This window comes from Pseudomonas sp. PDM19, from assembly GCF_014852215.1.
Taxonomy (GTDB): Bacteria; Pseudomonadota; Gammaproteobacteria; order Pseudomonadales; family Pseudomonadaceae; genus Pseudomonas.
In genome coordinates this window covers 274,752-296,189 of record NZ_JACVBG010000002.1, presented here as the reverse complement: position 1 = coordinate 296,189, position 21,438 = coordinate 274,752, and the positions used below count along the sequence as shown (strand labels likewise).

19 protein-coding genes are annotated in these 21,438 nt (G+C 66.4%); 17 read left to right on the top strand and 2 right to left on the bottom strand.

Annotated elements, in window-relative coordinates; all coding sequences use genetic code 11:
- The 10 genes from IB273_RS09625 (at position 1) to IB273_RS09580 (ending at position 14,044) form a co-directional block, all read left to right on the top strand.
- The gene (locus tag IB273_RS09625) at positions 1 to 1,173 is read left to right on the top strand and encodes an HlyD family efflux transporter periplasmic adaptor subunit (protein ID WP_192223954.1); all 1,173 of its coding nucleotides are present in this window, start codon (positions 1 to 3) and stop codon (positions 1,171 to 1,173) included.
- Positions 1,174 to 1,186: 13 nt separating this feature from the next.
- Positions 1,187 to 2,584: an alginate biosynthesis TPR repeat lipoprotein AlgK gene (gene algK / locus IB273_RS09620; protein ID WP_192223953.1), complete on the top strand. Its 1,398-nt coding sequence runs from the start codon at positions 1,187 to 1,189 to the stop codon at positions 2,582 to 2,584.
- A gap of 101 nt (positions 2,585 to 2,685) precedes the next feature.
- Positions 2,686 to 4,119 (top strand): alginate export family protein, encoded by a 1,434-nt coding sequence (locus IB273_RS09615; protein WP_139791480.1) that lies wholly within the window; start codon positions 2,686 to 2,688, stop codon positions 4,117 to 4,119.
- A 104-nt stretch (positions 4,120 to 4,223) separates the two neighbouring features.
- Positions 4,224 to 5,891, top strand: a complete 1,668-nt coding sequence (gene algG / locus IB273_RS09610; RefSeq protein ID WP_192223952.1) for a mannuronan 5-epimerase AlgG — start codon at positions 4,224 to 4,226, stop codon at positions 5,889 to 5,891.
- Positions 5,892 to 5,901: 10 nt separating this feature from the next.
- Positions 5,902 to 7,314, top strand: coding sequence for an alginate O-acetyltransferase (locus tag IB273_RS09605; protein WP_192223951.1), 1,413 nt, complete (start codon positions 5,902 to 5,904; stop codon positions 7,312 to 7,314).
- Positions 7,315 to 7,350: 36 nt separating this feature from the next.
- Positions 7,351 to 8,466 carry a mannuronate-specific alginate lyase gene (locus IB273_RS09600; protein ID WP_192224501.1) on the top strand — a complete coding sequence of 372 codons (1,116 nt, stop codon included), beginning with the start codon at positions 7,351 to 7,353 and terminating at the stop codon, positions 8,464 to 8,466.
- Positions 8,467 to 8,800: 334 nt separating this feature from the next.
- On the top strand, positions 8,801 to 10,363 hold the full coding sequence (locus IB273_RS09595) for an MBOAT family O-acyltransferase (RefSeq protein ID WP_192223950.1): 1,563 nt from the start codon (positions 8,801 to 8,803) through the stop codon (positions 10,361 to 10,363).
- An 11-nt stretch (positions 10,364 to 10,374) separates the two neighbouring features.
- On the top strand, positions 10,375 to 11,571 hold the full coding sequence (locus tag IB273_RS09590) for an alginate O-acetyltransferase (protein ID WP_192223949.1): 1,197 nt from the start codon (positions 10,375 to 10,377) through the stop codon (positions 11,569 to 11,571).
- Between the two features lie 95 nt (positions 11,572 to 11,666).
- Positions 11,667 to 12,317, top strand: a complete 651-nt coding sequence (locus tag IB273_RS09585) for an alginate O-acetyltransferase AlgF (protein WP_045211319.1) — start codon at positions 11,667 to 11,669, stop codon at positions 12,315 to 12,317.
- Between the two features lie 284 nt (positions 12,318 to 12,601).
- The gene (locus IB273_RS09580) at positions 12,602 to 14,044 is read left to right on the top strand and encodes a mannose-1-phosphate guanylyltransferase/mannose-6-phosphate isomerase (protein ID WP_081516182.1); all 1,443 of its coding nucleotides are present in this window, start codon (positions 12,602 to 12,604) and stop codon (positions 14,042 to 14,044) included.
- 130 nt (positions 14,045 to 14,174) lie between these two features.
- Here the strand turns inward: IB273_RS09580 and IB273_RS09575 are convergent, their stop codons facing one another.
- A complete protein-coding gene (locus IB273_RS09575; RefSeq protein WP_192223948.1) occupies positions 14,175 to 14,693 on the bottom strand; it encodes a Bro-N domain-containing protein in 519 nt (172 codons plus the stop codon).
- A 332-nt stretch (positions 14,694 to 15,025) separates the two neighbouring features.
- On the opposite strand from IB273_RS09575, the gene IB273_RS09570 reads away from it, so the two are divergent.
- The 5 genes from IB273_RS09570 (at position 15,026) to IB273_RS09550 (ending at position 18,486) form a co-directional block, all read left to right on the top strand.
- Positions 15,026 to 15,490 (top strand): multidrug transporter, encoded by a 465-nt coding sequence (locus IB273_RS09570; protein ID WP_192223947.1) that lies wholly within the window; start codon positions 15,026 to 15,028, stop codon positions 15,488 to 15,490.
- Between the two features lie 60 nt (positions 15,491 to 15,550).
- Entirely contained in the window at positions 15,551 to 16,381 is an 831-nt protein-coding gene (locus IB273_RS09565; protein WP_192223946.1) for an SDR family oxidoreductase, read from the top strand.
- The gene (locus tag IB273_RS09560; RefSeq protein WP_192223945.1) at positions 16,381 to 16,767 is read left to right on the top strand and encodes a hypothetical protein; all 387 of its coding nucleotides are present in this window, start codon (positions 16,381 to 16,383) and stop codon (positions 16,765 to 16,767) included. Before IB273_RS09565 ends, IB273_RS09560 begins: the two co-directional genes overlap by 1 nt.
- A gap of 85 nt (positions 16,768 to 16,852) precedes the next feature.
- Entirely contained in the window at positions 16,853 to 17,524 is a 672-nt protein-coding gene (locus IB273_RS09555) for a tyrosine-protein phosphatase (RefSeq protein ID WP_192223944.1), read from the top strand.
- Between the two features lie 74 nt (positions 17,525 to 17,598).
- Positions 17,599 to 18,486 (top strand): TIGR01459 family HAD-type hydrolase, encoded by an 888-nt coding sequence (locus IB273_RS09550; RefSeq protein WP_081516194.1) that lies wholly within the window; start codon positions 17,599 to 17,601, stop codon positions 18,484 to 18,486.
- A gap of 118 nt (positions 18,487 to 18,604) precedes the next feature.
- On the opposite strand, the gene IB273_RS09545 is transcribed toward IB273_RS09550, so the two are convergent.
- Positions 18,605 to 19,138 carry a hypothetical protein gene (locus tag IB273_RS09545; protein WP_081516196.1) on the bottom strand — a complete coding sequence of 178 codons (534 nt, stop codon included), beginning with the start codon at positions 19,136 to 19,138 and terminating at the stop codon, positions 18,605 to 18,607.
- A 223-nt stretch (positions 19,139 to 19,361) separates the two neighbouring features.
- Here IB273_RS09545 and IB273_RS09540 point away from each other — a divergent pair, with 223 nt between their 5' ends.
- The gene (locus IB273_RS09540; protein WP_192223943.1) at positions 19,362 to 19,604 is read left to right on the top strand and encodes a hypothetical protein; all 243 of its coding nucleotides are present in this window, start codon (positions 19,362 to 19,364) and stop codon (positions 19,602 to 19,604) included.
- 112 nt (positions 19,605 to 19,716) lie between these two features.
- Positions 19,717 to 21,393, top strand: a complete 1,677-nt coding sequence (locus tag IB273_RS09535) for a SulP family inorganic anion transporter (RefSeq protein WP_318652475.1) — start codon at positions 19,717 to 19,719, stop codon at positions 21,391 to 21,393.
- Positions 21,394 to 21,438 lie beyond the last annotated feature (45 nt).

Here is a 21,438-nt window from a genome sequence, read left to right as displayed (position 1 = left end):
ATGAATACCGCCGTCAACGTCAATGTCGTGCATGAATCCGAAGCCCAGCGCCAGCACGCCCGGGTCAAGCTGCCGGCACGCATCCGCTACATCGCCACCAATCGAGAAGGCGCAGAGGCACGCCTGCTGGACCTGTCCGCCGGCGGCTTCGCGTTCACTTCCGCGAACAACACCCCGGTGCAGGTCGGCGACCTGCACAAGGGCAAGCTGCTGTTCCAGATCGACAGCATCAGCTTCTCCCTGGAAGTGGAATTCCAGGTGCGCTCCTATGACCGCGAAAGCGCCCGCGTCGGTTGCGAATTCCAGCACCTGAAGCCGCGCGAGATCGCCGCCCTGCGCTACCTGATCACCTCCTACCTGGCCGGTGAAGTGGTGAGCGTCGGCGACATGCTCAACACCCTGCAGCGCGAGAACTTCACCAAGGCCCGCAAGCACGGTGCAGGCTCGGGCGGCATGGGCTTCTTCGGCCGCTTCCGCGCGGTCACCGTGAGCACCGCGATCTTCGTGGTCGGCGTCGGCGCCTTCGCGGTGATCCTCAACCAGATCTACAACCTGTACTTCGTCACCCATGCCGACTCGGGCGTGGTCAGCGTGGCCAACCAGCAGATCACCATGCCCCGTGAGGGCACCGTGGAAAGCCTGGTGGAGCCGGGCGCGGAAGTCGCCAAGGGCGCGCCGATCGCTTCCTTCTCCGCCAACCTGCTGGACCTGCTCAAGGGCAACCTGACCGAAGAACAGCTCAACCCGAGCAACATCGAGAAGCTCTTCGGCCACCAGATGAAGGGCACCCTGACCAGCCCGTGCGACTGCCGCGTGGTCGAGCAGCGCGTCGCCAACGGCCAGTTCGCCAACAAGGGCGACGTGATCTTCACCCTGACCCCGCGCGACAGCCTGGCCACCGTCGAGGCGCGCTTCCCCTACCGCAACGCCGCCGAGCTCTCGCCCGGCACCCACGTGAACTTCCAGGTCGCCGGCGACAGCGAAGTGCGCGGCGGCCGCATCCTGCGCACCGCGCCGGTGGACGGAGACCTGTCCTCGGAAATCCGTGTGCAGATCACTCCCGACCAGCCGCTCGACAGCCAGATGGCTGGTCGCCCGACTGAAGTCAGCATCGGCGGCCTGCCGGGCCGCACCCTGCTGAACAAGGCGATGGCCCTGGCCACCGCCCGCTAAGAGGACCGCCCGCATGAATCGACCTGTCTTCCGACACGCCCCGCACCTGGCACTGGCGCTGGCCATCGCTGCAGCGGCCGGTTGCGCCGGCCTGCCTGACCAGCGCCTGGCCCAGGAGGCCCTGGACCGCGGTGACATCGCCACCGCCCAGGCCAACTTCCAGGCTCTGGCCACCATGGGTTACGCCGACGCACAGGTCGGACTGGCCGACATGCAGGCCGCCACCGGCGACCCCGATGAACAGGCCCGCGCCGAGAAGCTCTACCGCGAAGCAGCCGAGAGCTCCCCGCGCGCCCGCGCCCGCCTGGGCAAATGGCTGGCGGCCAAGCCCGGCGGCACCGACGCCGAGCACCGCGAAGCCGAGCAGCTGCTGACCCGCGCCTTCGACGAAGGCGAGGACAGCGCGCTGGTTCCGCTGATCGTCCTCTACCTGCAGTACCCGCAGGCCTGGCCGAACGTGAACCCGCAGCAGCGCATCGACCAGTGGCGCGCCCAGGGTCTGCCGCAGGCGGACCTGGCGCAGATCATCCTGTACCGCACCCAGGGCACCTACGACCAGCACCTCAGCGAAGTCGAGCAGGTCTGCCAGCGCTGGCTGAACCGCATGGACGTGTGCTGGATGGAACTGGCCACCGTGTACCAGAAGCAGGGCAATGCGGATAAGCAGAAGGCCCACCTCGAAGCGCTCAAGGCAGGCTGGAAGGCCGGCCGCGTACCGTCCGAGCGCGTCGAATCGGTGGCTGGCGTGCTGGCCGATCCGAATATCGGCACCGCCGACCCGCAGGCCGCGCAGGCATTGCTCACCGAGATCGCGCCGACCTACCCGGCCGCCTGGGTCAGCCTCGCCAAGCTGCAGTACGACAACCCCGACCTGGGCGACCTCGACCAGATGCTCGACTACCTGAAGAAAGCCCAGGACGCCGCCCAGCCGCGCGCCGAGCTGCTGCTCGGACGCCTCTACTACGACGGCAAGTGGGCCCCGCAGGAGCCGCAGAAGGCCGAGCAGCACCTGCTCAAGGCCGCCGCCACCGAACCCCAGGCGCACTACTACCTGGGCCAGATCTACCGCCGTGGCTTCCTCGGCCAGGTCTACCCGCAGAAGGCCGTGGACCACCTCATCATCGCCGCCCGCGCCGGCCAGGCCAGCGCCGACATGGCCCTCGCCCAGCTCTATTCGCAGGGTCGCGGCATTCGCCCGAACCTGGTCAACGCCTACGTCTTCGGCGAGCTCGCGCAGCGCCAGCAGGTGCCCACCGCCAGCGACCTGATGGCGCAGATCGAACCGCAGATCCAGCCGGCCGACCGCAGTGCGGCCCAGCAGTTGCTCAAGCGTGAAGAACAGGCTCGCGGCGCCAACTGGCAAGCCACCGTCAGCCTTCTGCAGAACAACCAGGAACAAGAAAATCTATGAAGCGCACCGACCCGATGACCACCCCGCTGTTTGCTCTCGTCGATGGAGTTCAGCCGCGCGCTCTGGCTTCCGCTGTCCGCCGCGCCCGCCTGTTCCCCGCCATGCTCGGCGTCGGCCTGAGCCTCGCCGGCACCCTGTTCGGCAGCCTCGCCCATGCGGCAGAAGAGCCACCGAAGAACTTCGGCATCGACATCAAGGTGACCGCCGAATCCGAGGACGACCGTGACCTGGGCACCGCCCACGGCGGCGACCTCAATGGCCTCGGCCTGGACGTGCGCCCCTGGGCCTTCGGCCAGTGGGGCGACTGGAGCGCCTACACCATGGGCCAGGCGGTGACCGCCACCGACACCATCCAGACCGATACCCTGCAGGAGGACAACAGCGCCTCCAACGACTCCGACAACCAGGACGACGGCCGCGAGCGCGACGACAGCTACCTGGCCCTGCGCGAGTTCTGGGTCGACTACGCCGGCCTCACCCAGTATCCGGGCGAGCACCTGCGCTTCGGCCGCCAGCGCCTGCGCGATGACAGCGGAATGTGGCAGGACACCAACATCGAAGCGCTGAACTGGACCTTCGACACCACCCTGCTGCGCGCCCACGCCGGCGTCGCCCAGCGCTTCTCCGAGTACCGCACCGACCTCACCGAGCTGGCCCCCGAAGACAAGGACCGCACCCACTTCTTCGGCGACATCTCCACGCAATGGCTGCCCAACCACTGGGTCGGCCTGCGCCTGCACCACGCCGACGACAGCGGCCACCTGAAGGACCCGGGCGAAGAAGTCGATTCCCTTGACAAGACCTACACCGGCGACCTCACCTGGGTCGGCATCGAGGCCAACGGCGACGGCTACAACTACCGCTCGCAGATGCCGCTCAACTACTGGGCGAGCGCCACCTGGCTGACCGGCAACCGCGACCGCCTGACCAGCACCACCGTGGGTGACGACCGCATCGCCACCGGCAAGCAGAGCGGCGACGTCAACGCCTACGGCGTCGACCTCGGCCTGCGCTGGAACATCGACGAGCAGTGGAAGACCGGTATCGGCTACGCCCGTGGCAGCGGCGGCGGCAAGGATGGCGAAGACCAGTTCCAGCAGACCGGCCTTGAGAGCAACCGCTCCAACTTCACCGGCACCCGCTCGCGCGTGCACCGCTTCGGTGAGGCCTTCCGCGGCGAGCTCTCCAACCTCCAGGACGCCACCCTGTTCGGCGCCTGGCAGCTGCGCGACGACTACGACGCCAGCCTCGTGTACCACAAGTTCTGGCGCGTGGACGGCGACTCGGATATCGGCAACAGCGGCATCAGCGCGCCGATGGTCAACAACTCCAAGGACGTCGGCCAGGAAGTCGATCTGGTCGTCACCAAGTACTTCAAGCAGGGCCTGCTGCCGGCTTCCATGAGCCAGGCGATCGACGAGCCGTCGGCGCTGATCCGCTTCCGCGGCGGCGTATTCAAGCCCGGCGACGCCTACGGCAGCCACGTCGACTCGACCATGCACCACGCCTTCGTCGACGTGATCTGGCGCTTCTGAGGACTGTAGCGATGACCCTCCACCCGATTCCCAGACTTGCCCTGCACCGCCCCCGCGGCGCGGCCGGGTATCCGGTGGAGGTCCGCGCGCAAGGAGACACGGCCATGAACCGCCACCCGATACACGCCCTGCCGCTGACCGCATTGCTGCTCGGCGGCCTGCTCAGCGCCGGCGCACCGGCCTGGGCGGCGCAGCCCGCGGCCAAGGCCCAAGCCAGCGCCGCCCACGCGAAGAAAGCCGAAGCCGGCAAGACCACCGAGGGTGAGAAGGCCCCGGAAGAACAGGCAGGCAGCGAGCCCGGCCATACCCAGACGCTGAAGGAATCCGGCAACTACACCGTGACCGCCGCTCCCATCGAGCCGCTGCACCTGGAGCCGCCCAAGCTGCCCGACCTCACCGGCTACACCGCCGAGGCGGTGGAGAAGAAGATCGAGCGCAACAAGCGCGGCAAGGCGCAGGTCCAGCGCATGGTCCAGCAGCAGCCGCTGAAGGAATTCACCGGCGGCAAGAACCGTCTCGCCGAGTGGGTGAAGCGCCAGCGCCAGATGCCCCAGGCAATCTTCATCGACGGCGGCTACGTCAATCTCGCGGAGCTGGCCGGCAAGCTGCCCAAGACCGCGCTGGAGCAGGTCGAACCGGGCGTCTACATCGCCCGCCTGCCCATCGTCGTCAGCCAGGGCGCGACCCTGGAGATCGACGGCAAGGTCAAGGAACTGCGCCTGTCCCAGGACCGCGGCGCGTTCCTGGTCAACGACGGCAAGCTGTTCGTGCGTGACACCAAGGTCACCGCGTGGAACGAGGCGAAGAAGGAACCGGCCTGGTACAAGACACCCAACGAGTTCCGCCCCTTCCTGATCTCCTGGGGCGGCGCCGAGGCCTACCTGGTGAACAGCCACTTCACCAGCTTCGGTTACAACGCCTCCAAGGCCTACGGCATTTCCATCTCGCAGTACAGCCCGGGCATGGACAAGACCATGAAGCGCCCGCGCCCCAAAGGCTGGGTCATCGGCTCGACCTTCGAGGACGCCTGGTACGGCTTCTACTGCTACGAGGCCGACGACCTGGTGGTACGCGGCAACACCTACAAGAACAACATCGTCTACGGCATCGACCCGCATGACCGTTCGCATCGCCTGATCATTGCCGAGAACACCGTCTACGGGACCAAGAAGAAGCACGGCATCATCGTTTCCCGTGAGGTCAACGACAGCTGGATCATCCACAACAAGACCTACGACAACCACCTCTCCGGGATCGTCCTCGACCGTAATTCCGAGCGCAACCTGGTGGCCTACAACGAGGTGTACCGCAACCACTCCGACGGCATCACCCTCTACGAGTCGGGCGACAACCTCATCTACGGCAACCAGGTGCTGGCCAACCTGCGCCACGGCATCCGCATCCGTAACAGCGTGAACATCCGCCTGTACGAGAACCTCGCGGCCGGCAACAAGCTGATCGGCGTCTACGGCCACATCAAGGACCTGTCCGACACCGACCGCAACATCGACCTCGACCCCTTCGACACCAAGGTCTCGCTGATCGTGGTCGGCGGCAAGCTGGCCGGCAACGGCTCGGGCCCGCTGTCGGTGGATTCACCGCTGTCGCTGGAGCTCTACAAGGTGGCCATGCTCGGCCCGACCAAGTCCTCCGGCATCTCCTTCAACGGCGTGCTCGGCGAGAAGCAGGACCAGATCCTGGACCTGCTGGTGCGCCAGCAACGCGCGGTGCTGATCGACCCCGTCGAAAGCCAGGCCGAACTGCAGAATTGAGGACCGACACATGAACAAACTGACCATCAACCTGCTGCGCCTGTCGGGCCTCACCGCCGCCCTGCTGCTCGCCCACCAGGCCAGCGCCGCCGATGCGCCGAGCTACTCCGCGCAGCCGGCTGCCGGGCTGTGCCCCACTGCCGCCAACAACGCGGCGTACAACACCAAGTACCTGGGCTTCTTCACCCACCTGGTGCCGGCCCAGGAAGACTGGCTGTTCCGTACCACCTACGACCTGCGCACCGACTTCGGCACCAGCGCCGAAGGCTGGCGCGAGCTCAAGCAACTGCGCGACGAACTCAAGCGCAAGGGCATCGACCTGGTCGTCGTCTACCAGCCCACCCGTGGCCTGGTGAACCGCGAGAAGCTCAACCCGCAGGAGAAGGCCAGCTTCAACTTTGACCTGGCCAGGCAGAACTACCAGGCGACCATCGCCCAGTTCCGCAAGGCCGGTATCTACACCCCGGACTTCTCGCCGCTGTTCGACGAGAAGGAAGAGCACCCGTACTACTTCAAGGGCGACCACCACTGGACCCCGTACGGCGCCATGCGCAGCGCGAAGATCGTCGCCGAGACCCTGAAGGAAATCCCCGCCTACAACGACATTCCCAAGAAGGAATTCGAGAGCAAGCGCGTCGGCCTGCTGTCCAAGCTGGGCACCTTCCACAAGGCCGCCGCGCAACTGTGCGGCAGCAGCTACGCGCCCCAGTACGTCGACCGCTTCGAGACCGAGCCGGTGGGCGACTCCGGCGGCGGCGACCTGTTCGGTGAAGGCGGCGATGCCCAGGTCGCGCTGGTGGGCACCTCCAACAGCGGCCCGGCGTACAACTTCGCCGGCTTCCTGGAGCAGTACGGCAAGGTCGACATCCTCAACAACGCCGTGTCCGGCGGCGGCTTCGACAGCTCCCTGCTGGCGTACATGACCAGCAAGGAATTCCACAACAAGCCGCCGAAGATCCTCATCTGGGAATTCGCCACCCACTACGACATGGCGCAGAAGAGTTTCTACCGCCAGGCCATGCCGCTGGTGGACAACGGCTGCGCCGACGGCAAGCCGGCGATCAGCCGCAAGGTCAAGCTGCACGCGGGCAGCAACGAGGTGCTGCTCAACAGCGGCGCCCTGCCGATCCGCTCGGGCAGCTACACCGCCGACGTCACCTACTCCGACCCCGGCGTGCACGAACTCAAGAACACCATCTGGTACATGAACGGTCGTCGCGAGCAGCTGAAGATCGAGCAGTCCAAGGCCGTGGATACCGGCGGACGCTACGTCTTCGAACTGCGCAACGACGAGGACTGGTCGAACCAGCAGTTCCTCTCCCTGGAGATCGAGGCGCCGGACGACATGCCGGCGGGCCTGGAAGTCGAGGCCAAGCTCTGTCAGACGCCCAAAGCCAAGTCGGCCGACGTGGCCGCCAACTGACGCGAGGGAGTGAATTCCATGCCCAGCCTACGCAAGATCAAGACCCCCGTGGTCGCCCGCATCGGCCTGACCATCGCCGTGCTCGGCGCCCTGTTCGGTGGCGAGAGCGCCACCTACGCGGCCGACCTGATGCCGCCACCGGGATACTTCTCCGCCGTCGGCGACAAGGGCAGCAAGAAGGACGCCGACCGCTGCCCCACCGCGCCGACGCCGTACACCGGCAGCCTGCAGTTCACCAGCAAGTACAAGGGCTCGGACTCGGCACGCTCCACCCTGAATGCGGATGCGGAGAAAGAGTTCCGCAGCCAGATCAAGGACATCACCGACATGGAGCGCGGCGCCACCAAGCTCATCACCCAGTACATGCGCAGCGGCAACAAGGGCGACCTGGACTGCGCCATGAGCTGGCTGGATAGCTGGGCCAAGGCCGGTGCGCTGGAAAGCAGCGACTACAACCACACCGGCAAGTCCATGCGCAAATGGGCGCTGGGCAGCCTGTCGTCCTCCTACATGCGCCTGAAGTTCTCCAGCAGCCGCCCACTGGCCTCCTACTCCGAGCAGTCGAAGGAGATCGAGAACTGGTTCAGCACCCTGGGCAGCCAGGTGGTGCGCGACTGGAGCGACCTGCCGCTGAAGAAGATCAACAACCACTCCTACTGGGCCGCCTGGTCGGTGATGTCCACCGCCGTGGTGACCAACCGCCGCGACCTGTTCGACTGGTCCGTGCAGGAGTTCAAGGTCGCCGCCAACCAGGTGGACAACGACGGCTACCTGCCCAACGAACTCAAGCGCCGCCAGCGTGCCCTGTCGTACCACAACTACTCGCTACCGCCGCTGACCATGATCGCCGCCTTCGCCCAGGTGAACGGCGTCGACCTGCGCCAGGAAAACAACGGCGCCCTGCAGCGCCTGGCCAACCGCGTGATGCAAGGCGTGGACGACCAGGACGCATTCGACGAGAAGACCGGCAACGACCAGGACATGGGCGACCTGAAGGAGAACAGCAAGTTCGCCTGGCTGGAACCCTACTGCGCGCTCTACAGCTGCGCGCCGAAGACCCAGGACTGGAAGAAGAAGATGGAGCCGTTCAACAGCTTCCGCCTGGGGGGTGAAGTGACCAAGGTTTTCAACCGCCAGGGGGCGGGGAGCTGAAGCAGCGCCCGTCTCCTTGAAAGCGGAACTCCCGTAGGGCGGATAACGCTTCGCGTTATTCGCCCTACCAGAGCGGAGCGGCAACACCGAGCCATCCGACAACACCGGACGGCCCCCTCTCCCACTGGGAGAGGGCTGGGGTGAGGGCAAGCCCTCGCTCCGAAGCAACGGCAACACCACCCGACCCACGCAATAAAGACGCGGGCGGGCGCAACAGATTGAGCACCACATGGGGAGGAATTGGCGGGTTGCCCCGGCCTTTCCTCAGGGCGTCGCGAAGACGCCGGAAGGTCCGGAGCCACTCAAGGTTTGAAGCTCCAGAGAGAGACGCGGAATGGTCTTTTCTTCCAACGTGTTCCTGTTCCTGTTCCTGCCGGTCTTCCTCGGCCTGTACTACCTGAGCGGGAACCGCTACCGGAACCTCCTGTTGCTGGTCGCCAGCTACATCTTCTACGCCTGGTGGCGGGTGGACTTCCTCCTGCTGTTCGCCGGCGTGACCGTCTTCAACTACTGGATCGGCCTGCGCATCGGCGCCGCCGGTGTCCGGACCAAGGCTGCCCAGCGCTGGCTGCTGCTCGGCGTGGTGGTCGACCTGTGTGTGCTGGGCTACTTCAAGTACGCCAACTTCGGCGTGGAAAGCCTCAACGAGATCATCACCTCGTTCGGCATGCAGCCCTTCGTGCTGACCCACATCCTGCTGCCCATCGGCATCAGCTTCTACACCTTCGAATCGATCAGCTACATCATCGACGTGTACCGCGGCGACACGCCGGCCACGCACAACCTGATCGACTTCGCGGCGTTCGTGGCGATCTTCCCGCACCTGATCGCCGGCCCCGTGCTGCGCTTCAAGGACCTGGTCGACCAGTTCAACCACCGCACCCACACCGTCGACAAGTTCGCCGAAGGCTGCACCCGCTTCATGCAGGGCTTCGTCAAGAAGGTGTTCATCGCCGACACCCTGGCCGCGGTGGCCGACCACTGCTTCGCCCTGCAGGACCCGACCACCGGCGATGCCTGGCTCGGCGCGCTGGCCTACACCGCGCAGCTGTACTTCGACTTCTCCGGCTACAGCGACATGGCCATCGGCCTCGGCCTGATGATGGGCTTCCGCTTCATGGAGAACTTCAACCAGCCCTACATCAGCCAGTCCATCACCGAGTTCTGGCGGCGCTGGCACATCAGCCTGTCCACCTGGCTGCGCGACTACCTGTACATCAGCCTGGGCGGTAACCGCGGCACCACCTTCCAGACCTACCGCAACCTGATCCTCACCATGCTGCTGGGCGGCCTGTGGCACGGCGCCAACGTCACCTACATCATCTGGGGCGCCTGGCATGGCGTGTGGCTGGCCATCGAGCGCGCCCTGGGCGTGAACGCCGCGCCACGCGTGCTCAATCCGCTGAAGTGGGTGTTCACCTTCCTGCTGGTGATCGTCGGCTGGGTGATCTTCCGCGCCGAGAACCTGCACGTGGCCTGGCGCATGTACGAAGCCATGTTCAGCTTCGGCGACTGGAAGCTCTCCGAGCTCAACCGCGCCAGCCTCACCGGCCTGCAAGTCGGCACCCTGGTGATCGCCTACCTAGTGCTCGCCTTCTTCGGCCTGCGCCAGTTCTACAACCAGCCGATGCAGAGCAAGGCGCCCAAGGCCGCCGCGAAGACCGAACAGGTCGACGCCGACGGCCCGGCCAGCGCCCAGCCGCGCACTCCGGCCATGGCCCAGCAGGACCCGGCGGCGATCGCCTACTCGCCCAGCGGCGCCGCCGTCTACCAGCAGCACTGGATGACCCAGCTGCCGGTACTGGCCACCCGCGTCGCCCTGCTCCTGCTGTTCGCCGCCTCGGTGCTCAAGCTCTCGGCGCAGAGCTACTCGCCGTTCCTCTACTTCCAGTTCTGAGCGAGGCAATCATGTCAGTAGAAACCAAGAGAATCGCCAGGCCCCTCCAGTACGCCTACATCGCCGCCTTCGGCGGGATGCTGCTGGGCCTCGCCGGCTGGTCGCTGAAGGCCTTCCCCAGCTTCTCCGCCGCCGAGGGCACCACGGTACTCAACGGCAAGCTGGCCCACGCCTTCGAAGGCCACTACGACGACGAATTCCCCATCAAGCGCCTGGGCACCAACCTCTGGGCCGCACTGGACTACACCGTCTTCGACGAAGGCCGCCCCGGCGTGGTGATCGGCAAGGACGGCTGGCTGTTCACCGATGAAGAGTTCAAGCCCGCGCCCACCCAGCAGCAACTGGAAGACAACTGGGCGCTGGTGCGCGGCGTGCAGCAGGAGCTGGAGCGCCGTGGCGTGAAGCTGGTGCTGGCGATCATCCCGGCCAAGACCCGTCTGTATCCCGAGTACGTCGGCAAGGAGCAGCCGGCTGCCCTGCACGCCTCGCTCTACACCGACTTCCTGCAGCGCGCCCGCCAGGCCGGCATCGCCGCGCCCGAGCTGCTGGAGACGATGGAAAAGGCCAAGGACAACGGTCAGGTCTTCCTGCGCACCGACACCCACTGGACCCCGCTGGGCGCCGAAGCCGTGGCCCAGCGCCTGGGCGAAAGCATCCGCGCCGGCCAGGGTGCCGACCTGCCGACCCAGAGCTTCGTCACCGAGGCCGGCAAGAGCGGAGCGCACAAGGGCGACCTGCTGACCTTCCTGCCGCTGGACCCGCTGTTCACCAACCTGCTGCCCGAAGAAGACCAGTTGCAGCAGCGCCAGACCCATCCGGCCGAGGACGCCGCCGGCTCTGCCGATTCCAGCGGAAGCGGCGGCGGCGACCTCTTCGGCGACAGCGCCCAGCCGCAGGTCGCCCTGGTCGGCACCAGCTACAGCGCCAATGCGCGCTGGAACTTCGCCGGCGCCCTCAAGCAGGCGCTCTCGGCGGATGTCATCAACTACGCCAAGGAGGGCAAGGGCCCCCTGGAACCGATGCTCGAACTCCTGCAGGACGAAGGCTTCAAGCAGAAGCCGGCGCAACTGCTGGTCTGGGAATTCCCCGAACGCTACCTGCCGATGCACAGCGACCTGAGCCAGTTCAACCCGGACTGGGTGGCGCAATTGCGGGCAGCGGGCAGCCGCGACGAACGCCTGGCTTCCAACCAGGCCGCAGCACACTGATCCAACGAACCCACGGCGCACCGAGCGCTGAACGGGGCACCACCCGTGCCCACAAGAGAAAGTAGACGGAGGTACACCCCATGAACCGACTGAGCATGAACCGACTGAGCATTCGCACCCTGAAGTCGTCCGCCCTCGCACTGGCCCTGGGCGCCGCATCCTTCGGCGCCTTCGCCGGCGGTGAAGGCGCGCTGTACGGCCCGCAGGCTCCCAAGGGCTCCACCTTCGTGCGGGCCTACAACGCCGGCAGCGGCGAGCTGTCCGTCAGCGTCGGCAACGCCACCCTCAACGACATCTCGCCGCTGGGCTCCAGCGACTTCAAGTTCCTCCCGCCGGGCAATTACACCGCCAAGGTCGGCTCCCAGAGCCTGCCGGTGAAGCTCGACCCGGACGCCTACTACACCCTCGTCAGCCAGCCCGGCGGCCAGCCGCGCCTGGTGCCCGAGCCGCCGTTCAAGAACAAGCAGAAGGCCCTCGTCCGCGTACAGAACCTCAGCGGCAAGGCCCTCACCCTGAAGACAGCCGACGGCAAGACCGAAGTGGTCAGTAACGTCGCCCCGCAAAGCCACGGCGACCGCGAGATCAACCCGGTGAAAGTGAACCTGGCGCTGTTCGACGGCGCGAAGAAGGTCAGCGACCTCAAGCCCGTCACCCTCGAGCGCGGCGAAGTGGTCTGCCTCTACGTCACCGGCGACAGCGGCAAGCTGAACCCGGTGTGGGTCAAGCGCCCGGTCAAGGCGGACTGATCCATGCGCCGGCGGATGCTGCACTGCCACTCCCATCCGGAGTGCGGACGAGGCGCCACACCTCCCGCCGGCACGAACTGCCTGCCCTTCCCTCGGGGAGGGTCCTGGGGCGCACCGGCAACTGACGCGCCCCGCTCCACCCAGAACAACAAGACCGGCCCAGCACCGGCAGAAGAACCCGTGCGCCGCAACGACGGCAAGCACAGGAGAGGTCACCCAAACCGCACGCCGGCCCGCATGACGTGGTCCGGCCAACAGAACGCAAACGCTTTAGGAGAAAACCGATGATCCCAGTAATCCTTTCCGGTGGCAGCGGCTCGCGACTCTGGCCTCTTTCGCGCAAACAGTATCCCAAGCAGTTCCTGGCCCTGACCGGCGAGCACACCCTGTTCCAGCAGACCCTGGAACGCCTGGTGTTCGAAGGCATGGAGCCGCCGGTGGTGGTGAGCAACCAGGAACACCGTTTCATCGTCCAGGAGCAGCTCGAAGCGCTGGACCTGAAGACCCAGTCGATCCTCCTCGAACCTTTCGGCCGCAACACCGCCCCGGCGGTCGCCATCGCCGCCATGAAGCTCATGGCCGAAGGCCGTGACGAACTGCTGCTGATCCTCCCGGCCGACCATGTGATCGAAGACCAGCGCGCCTTCCAGCGCGCCCTGGCACTGGCCACCAACGCCGCCGAAAAAGGCGAAATGGTGCTCTTCGGCGTCCCCGCCGATCGCCCGGAAACCGGCTACGGCTACATCAAGTCCGGCGACGAGCGCGGCCTGCCGGACGGCGTCATCCGCGTCGAGCGCTTCGTCGAGAAACCCGATGAGGCCCGTGCCCAGCAGTTCGTCGAGGAAGGCGGCTACTTCTGGAACAGCGGCATGTTCCTGTTCCGCGCCAGCCGCTTCCTGGAAGAACTGAAGAAACACGACGCCGACATCTACGACACCTGCCTGCTCGCCCTCGAGCGCAGCCAGCACGACGGCGACCTGATCAACATCGACGCAGCCACCTTCGAATGCTGCCCGGACAACTCCATCGACTACGCCGTGATGGAAAAGACCCGCCGCGCCTGCGTGGTGCCCCTGGCCGCCGGATGGAACGACGTGGGCAGCTGGTCGTCGATCTGGGAAGTCCACGACAAGGACGCCGACGGCAACGTCACCATGGGCGACGTGGTGGTGCACGACAGCCACAACTGCCTGGTGCACGGCAACGGCAAGCTGGTCTCGGTGGTCGGCCTGGAAGACATCGTGGTGGTCGAAACCAAGGACGCCATGATGATCGCCCACAAGGACCGCGTGCAGGACGTCAAGAAGGTGGTCAACCAGCTCGACGCCGCCGGCCGCAGCGAGACCCAGAACCACTGCCAGGTCTACCGTCCGTGGGGCTCCTACGACTCGGTGGACATGGGCGGCCGCTTCCAGGTCAAGCACATCACCGTCAAGCCGGGCGCGCGCCTGTCGCTGCAGATGCACCACCACCGCGCCGAGCACTGGATCGTCGTCTCCGGCACCGCCCAGGTGACCTGTGACGACAACACCTTCCTGCTCACCGAGAACCAGTCCACCTACATCCCGATCGCCTCGGTCCACCGCCTGGCCAACCCCGGCAAGATCCCGCTGGAGATCATCGAAGTGCAATCGGGCAGCTACCTGGGCGAAGACGACATCGAGCGTCTGGAAGACGTCTACGGCCGTACCACCGAGAACGTGGAGCTGCGCGCGGTCGTGCGCTGATTCCACGCGAGGATCCGGCGCTTCCCCCCATCAGCGCCAATGCCCCCGCACCTTTCGGTGCGGGGGCTTTTTTATGGGCGCCTGCCGAGGTACCTGCGTAGGGCGCATAACGCCTGCGGCGTTATGCGCCCTACACGATGCCCGGACCCTCGGGGTATTCCAGCTGGCCAATCACCGGCAGATCATCGAACGGCACCCACAACCGGCCGTGCCACTCCAGCACGCCCAGTTGCTGATCGGTCCAGTACAGCTGCCGCTCCCTGGGCCGCAACGCCGGATGCTCCGCGCTACGCAAAGCCGGCACCACCTGGCGATTGAGCCAGTGGCGGATGCTGCGGTTCTCCGGATGGAAGTGAAAGATCAGCGCGGCATAGGCGCCGGACTCGCTGACCAGCAGGGCCTTTTCGTAGTCGCCGCAGCTGTCGCGTATCCAGCAGCTCTGCAGTTGATCGGCATCGAGGCTGTTGTGCAGGCGCTCGTCCAGCGGCCGGTTGATCAACCTTCCCAGGTCGCTGACGCAAAACCAGGGCTCGTCATCGAGCAGAAACGCCCGCAACTGGCGGCGGTGACGGATGAAGGTGGTGGGGATGAGGATTTCGTTATCTGAAACAGAAGTGCTGCAGACGGAGTTTGTCGAAGGCTGTTCCATTTTTCAGTTTCCAACAAAGCAGAAACCGCAATTTCCAACGGAAGCGGTAAACCGCCTACTGGGTGTGTTCAGCACCGAGCGCAAAGGTACTGTCTCCCAACAGGCTGCGTTAGCCCGCCCGGAACGCTTGGGGATGATACGGAAGTTTCACACGCGAAACTGCGGCACCAATTCATAGGAACGTACATAGGACGCCAGCACTTATCCCCACCTCGCCGTTACCGGTATCTGTAGGAGCGAGCTTGCTCGCTCCTACAAGAGCCGCGCCACATCAACCCTCCCGACCCCGCCGCCTGCTAAGGTAATGCTCGATACCCCGCGCGGAGCGCTCCATGCTGTACGGCATCCTGCTGATCGTCACCTGGATCATCCTGCTGATCCGCTACCCCTCACGCGCCCTGCCGATCTCCGGCGCCGGGCTGGTCGGGCTGGCCTCGGTGATCGCCATCGCCATCTGGCAGGACAACAGCGACACCCGCCAGCTCCAGCACCTGGAACTGCGCATCGCCTACCAGCCCGAGCAGTGCCAGCCCGGCCGCCCGCTGGCCGTCAGCCTGAAGAACGGCGCCTCGCGCCCACTGCTGGAACTGCGCTGGAAAGTCGCCGCCTACCGCCCCGGCGACACCACCGACCTTGCCGAAAACCTCTACGAAGCCCCGCGCTACCGTGGCCCCGGCGCGCTGCTCGCCGGCGACAGCTGGAGCGACTGCCTGCCGCTGCCGCCGCTGCGCCCCGGCTACCGCGCCAGCACGCTGGAGTTCCGCGCCGAGCGGGTGAGCGGCCGCTTCGGTAACTGATTCACCTGCCCCGCACATTCCGGTACGGTAGTCCCGCCCACAGACAAGGACCGCCAGACCATGCCCCAACCCGTCGCCCTCATCACCGGATGCTCCAGCGGTATCGGCCGCGCCCTCGCCGATGCCTTCCAGGCCGCCGGCTACCAGGTCTGGGCTACCGCCCGCCGCGATGAAGACGTCGCCGCACTCGGACAGGCGGGATTGCGTGGCGTGCTGCTGGACGTCAACGACGAGCCCGCCGTCGAGCGACTCGCCGAGCTGCTGCAGCGCGAAACCGGCGGCCTCGATGTGCTGATCAACAACGCCGGCTACGGCGCCATGGGCCCGCTGCTGGACGGCGGCAGCCAGGCAATCCGCCGGCAGTTCGAAACCAACGTGTTCGCCGTGGTCGGCGTCACCCGCGCACTGTTCCCGGCGCTGCGGGCGCGGCGCGGGCTGGTGGTGAATATCGGCAGTGTGTCCGGTGTGCTGGTCACGCCCTTCGCCGGTGCCTACTGCGCATCGAAGGCGGCGGTGCACGCGCTCAACGACGCTCTGCGCCTGGAGCTGGCGCCCTTCGGCATCGAGGTGATGGAAGTGCAGCCCGGCGCCATCGCCTCCAACTTCGGCGCCAACGCCAGCCGCGAGATGGCCGCGGTGGTCAGCGAAAACTCCGCCTGGTGGCCGTTGCGCCAATTCATCCAGGCGCGCGCCGCGGCCTCCCAGGACAAACCCACGCCGGCCAGCGACTTCGCCCGCGAGCTGCTGGCCGCCGCGCAGAAGTCCCCGCGCCCGCGCCTGCTGCGCATCGGCAACGGCAGCCGGGCCCTGCCGCTGCTCTCGCGCTGGCTGCCCACCGGCCTGCTGGACAAGGTGCTGAAGAAGCGCTTCGGCCTCGACGGGCAACTCTGATGACTTATCAGGTACGCTACCTCGCCCTCGCCGGCATCCTCGCCGCCTTCTTCCTCAACGTCGTGGCGCGCGGGCTGCTGCGGGTTGGTGGTGTGCCGGCGACCTTGCTGGTGGCTGCGGTGATCGCTGCCGCCATGGCCTTCTGGTTCGCCCGCCGGCACAAGCGGCTGGCGCAGACCGGCGAGCGCTGGCGGCTGACCGCGCTGTACGGCGGTGGGTTGGCAGTGCTCTACGCCATCCTCGTCGGCATGGCGGCGTGGAAGAACACACCCAGCCCGGCGGCGCTGCTGATCTACGCGCTGAACTACCTGTGCTATCCGCTGTGCGTCTGGTGGTTCTTCCGCCCCGGCGTGCTGGTGCGCTTCCTGCCCGCCGAACGACGCTGAGCAGGCTTCACGCTTTCTTCACCTGCTTTTCATCCGGGCACAACCGGCCCCTCCCTAAGGTGACGCGGACCTTAGAGGAGTCCCCATGTCCCTGCCTTCGATTTTCCGTGGCGCCATCGCCGCCGCCCTGCTGAGCACTGCACTGCTGGGCATCAGCCCGCTTGCCCTGGCCGCTGGCGAGACGCAGGCCGACTGGGCCCGGCCGGTGGACAAGTCATTCAACCTCTACCAGATGTCGCCAACCCTCTACCGCAGCGCCCTGCCCGGCAGCGCCGACCTGCCCGAGTTGCAACGCCTGCAGGTGAAGACCGTGGTGAGCTTCATCAAGGACGATGATCGCGAATGGATCGGCCAGCACGACATGCAGGCAGTCAGCTTCCCGACCCACGCTGACCGCGTCGACGACGCCGACGTGCTGGAGGTCCTGCGTATCCTGCAACAGGCCGAACAGAACGGCCCGGTGCTGATGCACTGCAAGCACGGACGTGACCGCACCGGCCTGTTCGCCGCCATGTACCGCACGGTGATCCAGGACTGGAGCAAGGAAGACGCGCTCAAGGAGATGGTCCAGGGCGGCTACGGCGCCGAAGACGACATGACGGACGCCATCGCCTACGTACAGAAGGCCGATATCGGCAAGCTGCAACAGGCCCTGGCCAGCGGCGAGTGCAGCACCTCGGCCTTCGCCGGCTGCCAGCTCAAGGGCTGGCTGGCGGACACCTTCGGCGAGGAACGCCCGCCGCACCCGGCGCACTGATCGGCTTCTCTGTCACACCGTCATGGCGAGAGTGCGCTAACGTGGGCGCACTCCCACCGTTTTACAGGCAAGCCATGACCACCTCCCGCTTCAGTGCCGTCACCCACACCCGCTACATCGACCACGCCGGCCTGGATGCCTTCTGCGCCGACTACGACGGCTTCCTGCTCGACCTCTGGGGCGTGCTGATCGACGGCGTCGACGTTTTCCCCGGCGCCCTCGACTGGCTCGCCCGCCGCGCCGCCGAAGGCAAACCGGTGTGGTTCCTCAGCAATGCTTCGCGCAGCGTCCCGGAAATGGCCGACACCCTGGTGCGGCTGGGCGTCTCCCGCGAGCTGTTCGCCGGCATCACCACCTCCGGCCAGTTGGCCATCGACGCCTTCACCCATGAGCGGGAATTCCAGCGCGGCGGCATCTACACCGTTGGCGTCGGCGACGCGCTGACCACCTGGCCGGCGGAGATCCGCGAGCGCTTCTGCGACGACATCCACGCCGCCTCGCTGATCCTCGGCGTCGGCAGCTTCCCGCAGCACGAACTGGAGGAGCGCTTCGCCCCGTTGCGCGGCGCCACCGACAAACCCTTCCTTTGCGCCAACCCGGACCGCGTGGTGGTGTCCGGCGGCCAGACGGTGTTCGGCGCCGGTCGCCTGGCCGAAGCCTTCGCCGAGGAAGGTGGCAGCGTCCACTGGTACGGCAAACCCGATCCGTCAGCCTTCCGCATCGCCCAGCGGCAGCTGGAAGCGCGCGGCGCGAAGCACATCCTGTTCGTCGGCGATTCGCTGGTGACCGACGTGCCCGGCGCGCTGGCCGCACGCATCGATACGCTGTGGCTGGCGTCCACCGGCATCCATCGCCAGGCGCTGGGCGTGCCCTTCAACGGCGAACTGGACCCGGAGAAAACCAACGCGCTGCTCGATGGCTACCCGGTTCGTCCGCACTTTGCTGCGCCGGGGCTGGTCTGACGGCCTGCCCTGACCGGGGCACGAACATCGACTGCGGGCCCCACCGCCCCTTGCCACCGAAATTGCTCGTGACCGATTCCGCCCGTTGGACTCAGGCGGAACCGGCCGAGGTGGGAAGTCAGTCGATGGCCGAGGTGGGCAGCGCGGAGACCTTGGGCTTGGCGCCGAGTCGCGCAAGCAAAGTGAGCAGCGCCACCTCACCCGCCAGCAGGATGCCGCCGCCGATCACGATCAGCCCGCTGATTGCCAGCGGCGGCTCGGCCAGGTGGGTCGCCAGGGCGACGGTGAGGAAGACAAAAGCGCTGTGATTGATGAACAACGGCGCGAACAGGCCGCCGCAGAAAATGATGTAGACGCCGACGAACAGGACGATGCCCGTCGCCAGGATCGGGTCCATGAGCGTCTTGAGCAGGCCGATGGCGACGACGATGCCCCAGGCCAGCCAGACGCCGGTCACCGCCCCGCAGAGAATGCCGGGTATGCGCTGGGTGTCCTTGTTATAGACGCTGAACAGGATGGCGCAGAAGAACGGCGCCCAGATCGCCTTGAAGCCCAGGATCACCCCGACGATCGCGACACCGACCACCCAGGCCACCAGGACGGCGGCATCGAAGAAAACCTTGGGACGGATTTGTGGCGTTTGCTCACTCATGACCTTGCCTCTCCTTAGTCTTTGTTCTTATGTCATTTTCAACTGCCGTATCGAGCTGCACAGCGAGACTGCGCGGTCCAGCCTAATGATCCAGATCGGGTCGACAATCGCTCGAACGAACTACTGCACCGCAATTCGAACAGTCCCGGAAAGCCGGCCGGTTGTTCGCACCTTTGTTCGGTCCCACAGGTCTCAAGCAGCACAGCCCTGTGGGAGTGCCCGAATGCCACTGATCGACCTGCTGCAATGGCCAGCCATGCTGGTCACCGTCCTCGCCGCCTGGCTGGTCGGCTCCCGCGAGCGCAAACGGCGAAAGATCGGTTTCTGGGTGTTCCTCGCCAGCAACGTGCTGTGGATCGTCTGGGGAATTCCGGCCAAGGCCTATGCGCTGGTGCTGCTGCAGCTGTGCCTGGCGGCGATGAACATTCGCGGCAGCTACAAGAACCGCCAGCGCGGTGACGCCTGACGGAATGCCGCGAAGACTCCGATAGGCCCTTGGGAAGTCGCCCGCTGTCGCCGGCCGGCGCCATTGCTCGAATGCCCTACCAAACTCCAGGTAGAGCACCATGGCGTCTCCCGTGAAACTACTCCAGGGCATTCGCCCCATTACCCGCAAAGGCGCGCTGCGCGACGCGCTGGCCGGTATCTCGCTGGCGGCGATGGACATCCCCCAACTGCTCGGATACGCACGCATCGCCGGGATGCCGGCAGTCACCGGGCTGTACACCGCGCTGCTGCCGCTGCTGGCCTTCGCCTTCGTAGGCTCCTCGCGGCATCTGGTGGTCGCGGCGGATTCGGCCACCGCGACTATCTTCTCCGGCCATCTCGCCAGCCTGGCACCCGTTGGCAGCCCGCAGTACATCGCCCTGGCCGGCACGGTCGCGCTGCTGACCGCCGGCATGCTGCTGATCGCCCGGCTGCTCAGGCTGGGCTTTCTCGCCGACTTCCTGTCGCGCACGGCACTGACCGGCTTTCTGGTCGGCGTCGGTGCACAGGTAGCGCTGTCGATGGGCGGTGACATGCTGGGTATCGTCGTGCCCGCTTCGACGGCCGGCGAGAAAGCCGTGTTCCTTGCCGGCCATATCGGCCAGGCGCATCTCCCCACCGCCGCCATCGCAGTCTCACTGGTAGCGCTCCTGCTGGCGGCCAGGCAATGGCTGCCCAACTGGCCGCTCCCCTTGCTGGCCATGGTCGGCTGCATTGCCGCCAGCGCCGCCTTCGACTTTGCCGGGCACGGTATCAGCGTGCTCGGCCCGATTGCCGGAGGCCTGCCAAGCCTGTCGCTGCCCGCGCTGGGCTGGCGTGATGTTCGGGAGCTGCTGCCGATCGCCGGCGCCTGCTTCATCATGATCGTCGCCCAGAGTTCAGCAGCCGCCCGCGTCTACGCCGACCGCCACAGCGAGTGCGACGACGAGAACGCCAACATCCTCGGACTGGCGGCCGCCAACACGGCAGCTGCCTTCAGCGGCACCTTCGTGGTCAACGGCAGCCCGACCCAGACAGCCATGGCCGAACAGGGCGGCTCGCGCAGCCAGGTGGCGCAACTCAGCTTCGCCCTGATCGTGGCCCTGGTGGCGCTGTTTCTCTGCCAGTGGCTGCAGTACCTGCCGCACTGCGTGCTGGCCGCCGTGGTGTTCACCATCGCGATCGGCCTGATCGACCTGAAGACCCTGCTGGCCATGCGCACGGAAAGCCCGCTGGAATTCCGCATGGCCCTGCTCACGGCCGCCACCGTGCTGTTGGTGGGAGTCGAGCAGGGCATCCTGCTGGCCATGGCCCTATCGCTGGCGCATCACGTACGCCGCAGCTACCGCCCGCACACCCTGATGCTGGAACCGGACGCCGACGGACGCTGGCTACCGGTGCCGGTACAGATCGGCAAGCAGACGGCGCCTGGGCTGATCGTCTATCGCTTCGGCGCCGACCTGTTCTACGCCAACGACAGCTTCTTCACCCAGCAGGTCATCGCCCTGGTGGAGCGGGCACCCGCCGGATTGCGCTGGTTCGTGGTGGATGCCGGCGCCATCACCGGGCTGGACTACTCCGCCGCGCGTTCGCTGGCCGATCTCTGCGAGCGCCTGCGCAAACAGGGTGTGACCCTGGTGTTCGGCCGCGCCAACCGCTTCCTGCGGGCCGACATGAAGCGCCACAACGTGGCGCGCATCATCGGCCACCGGAACATCCTGCCCACCCTGCATCGGGCACTGGCCGTCGCCGGGGTCTCGGAACAGGGCGCCGTGGCCGGTGTGGTGTAAAGGCGGCACCAAGAAACGAAAACGGGAGCCGAGGCTCCCGTTTTC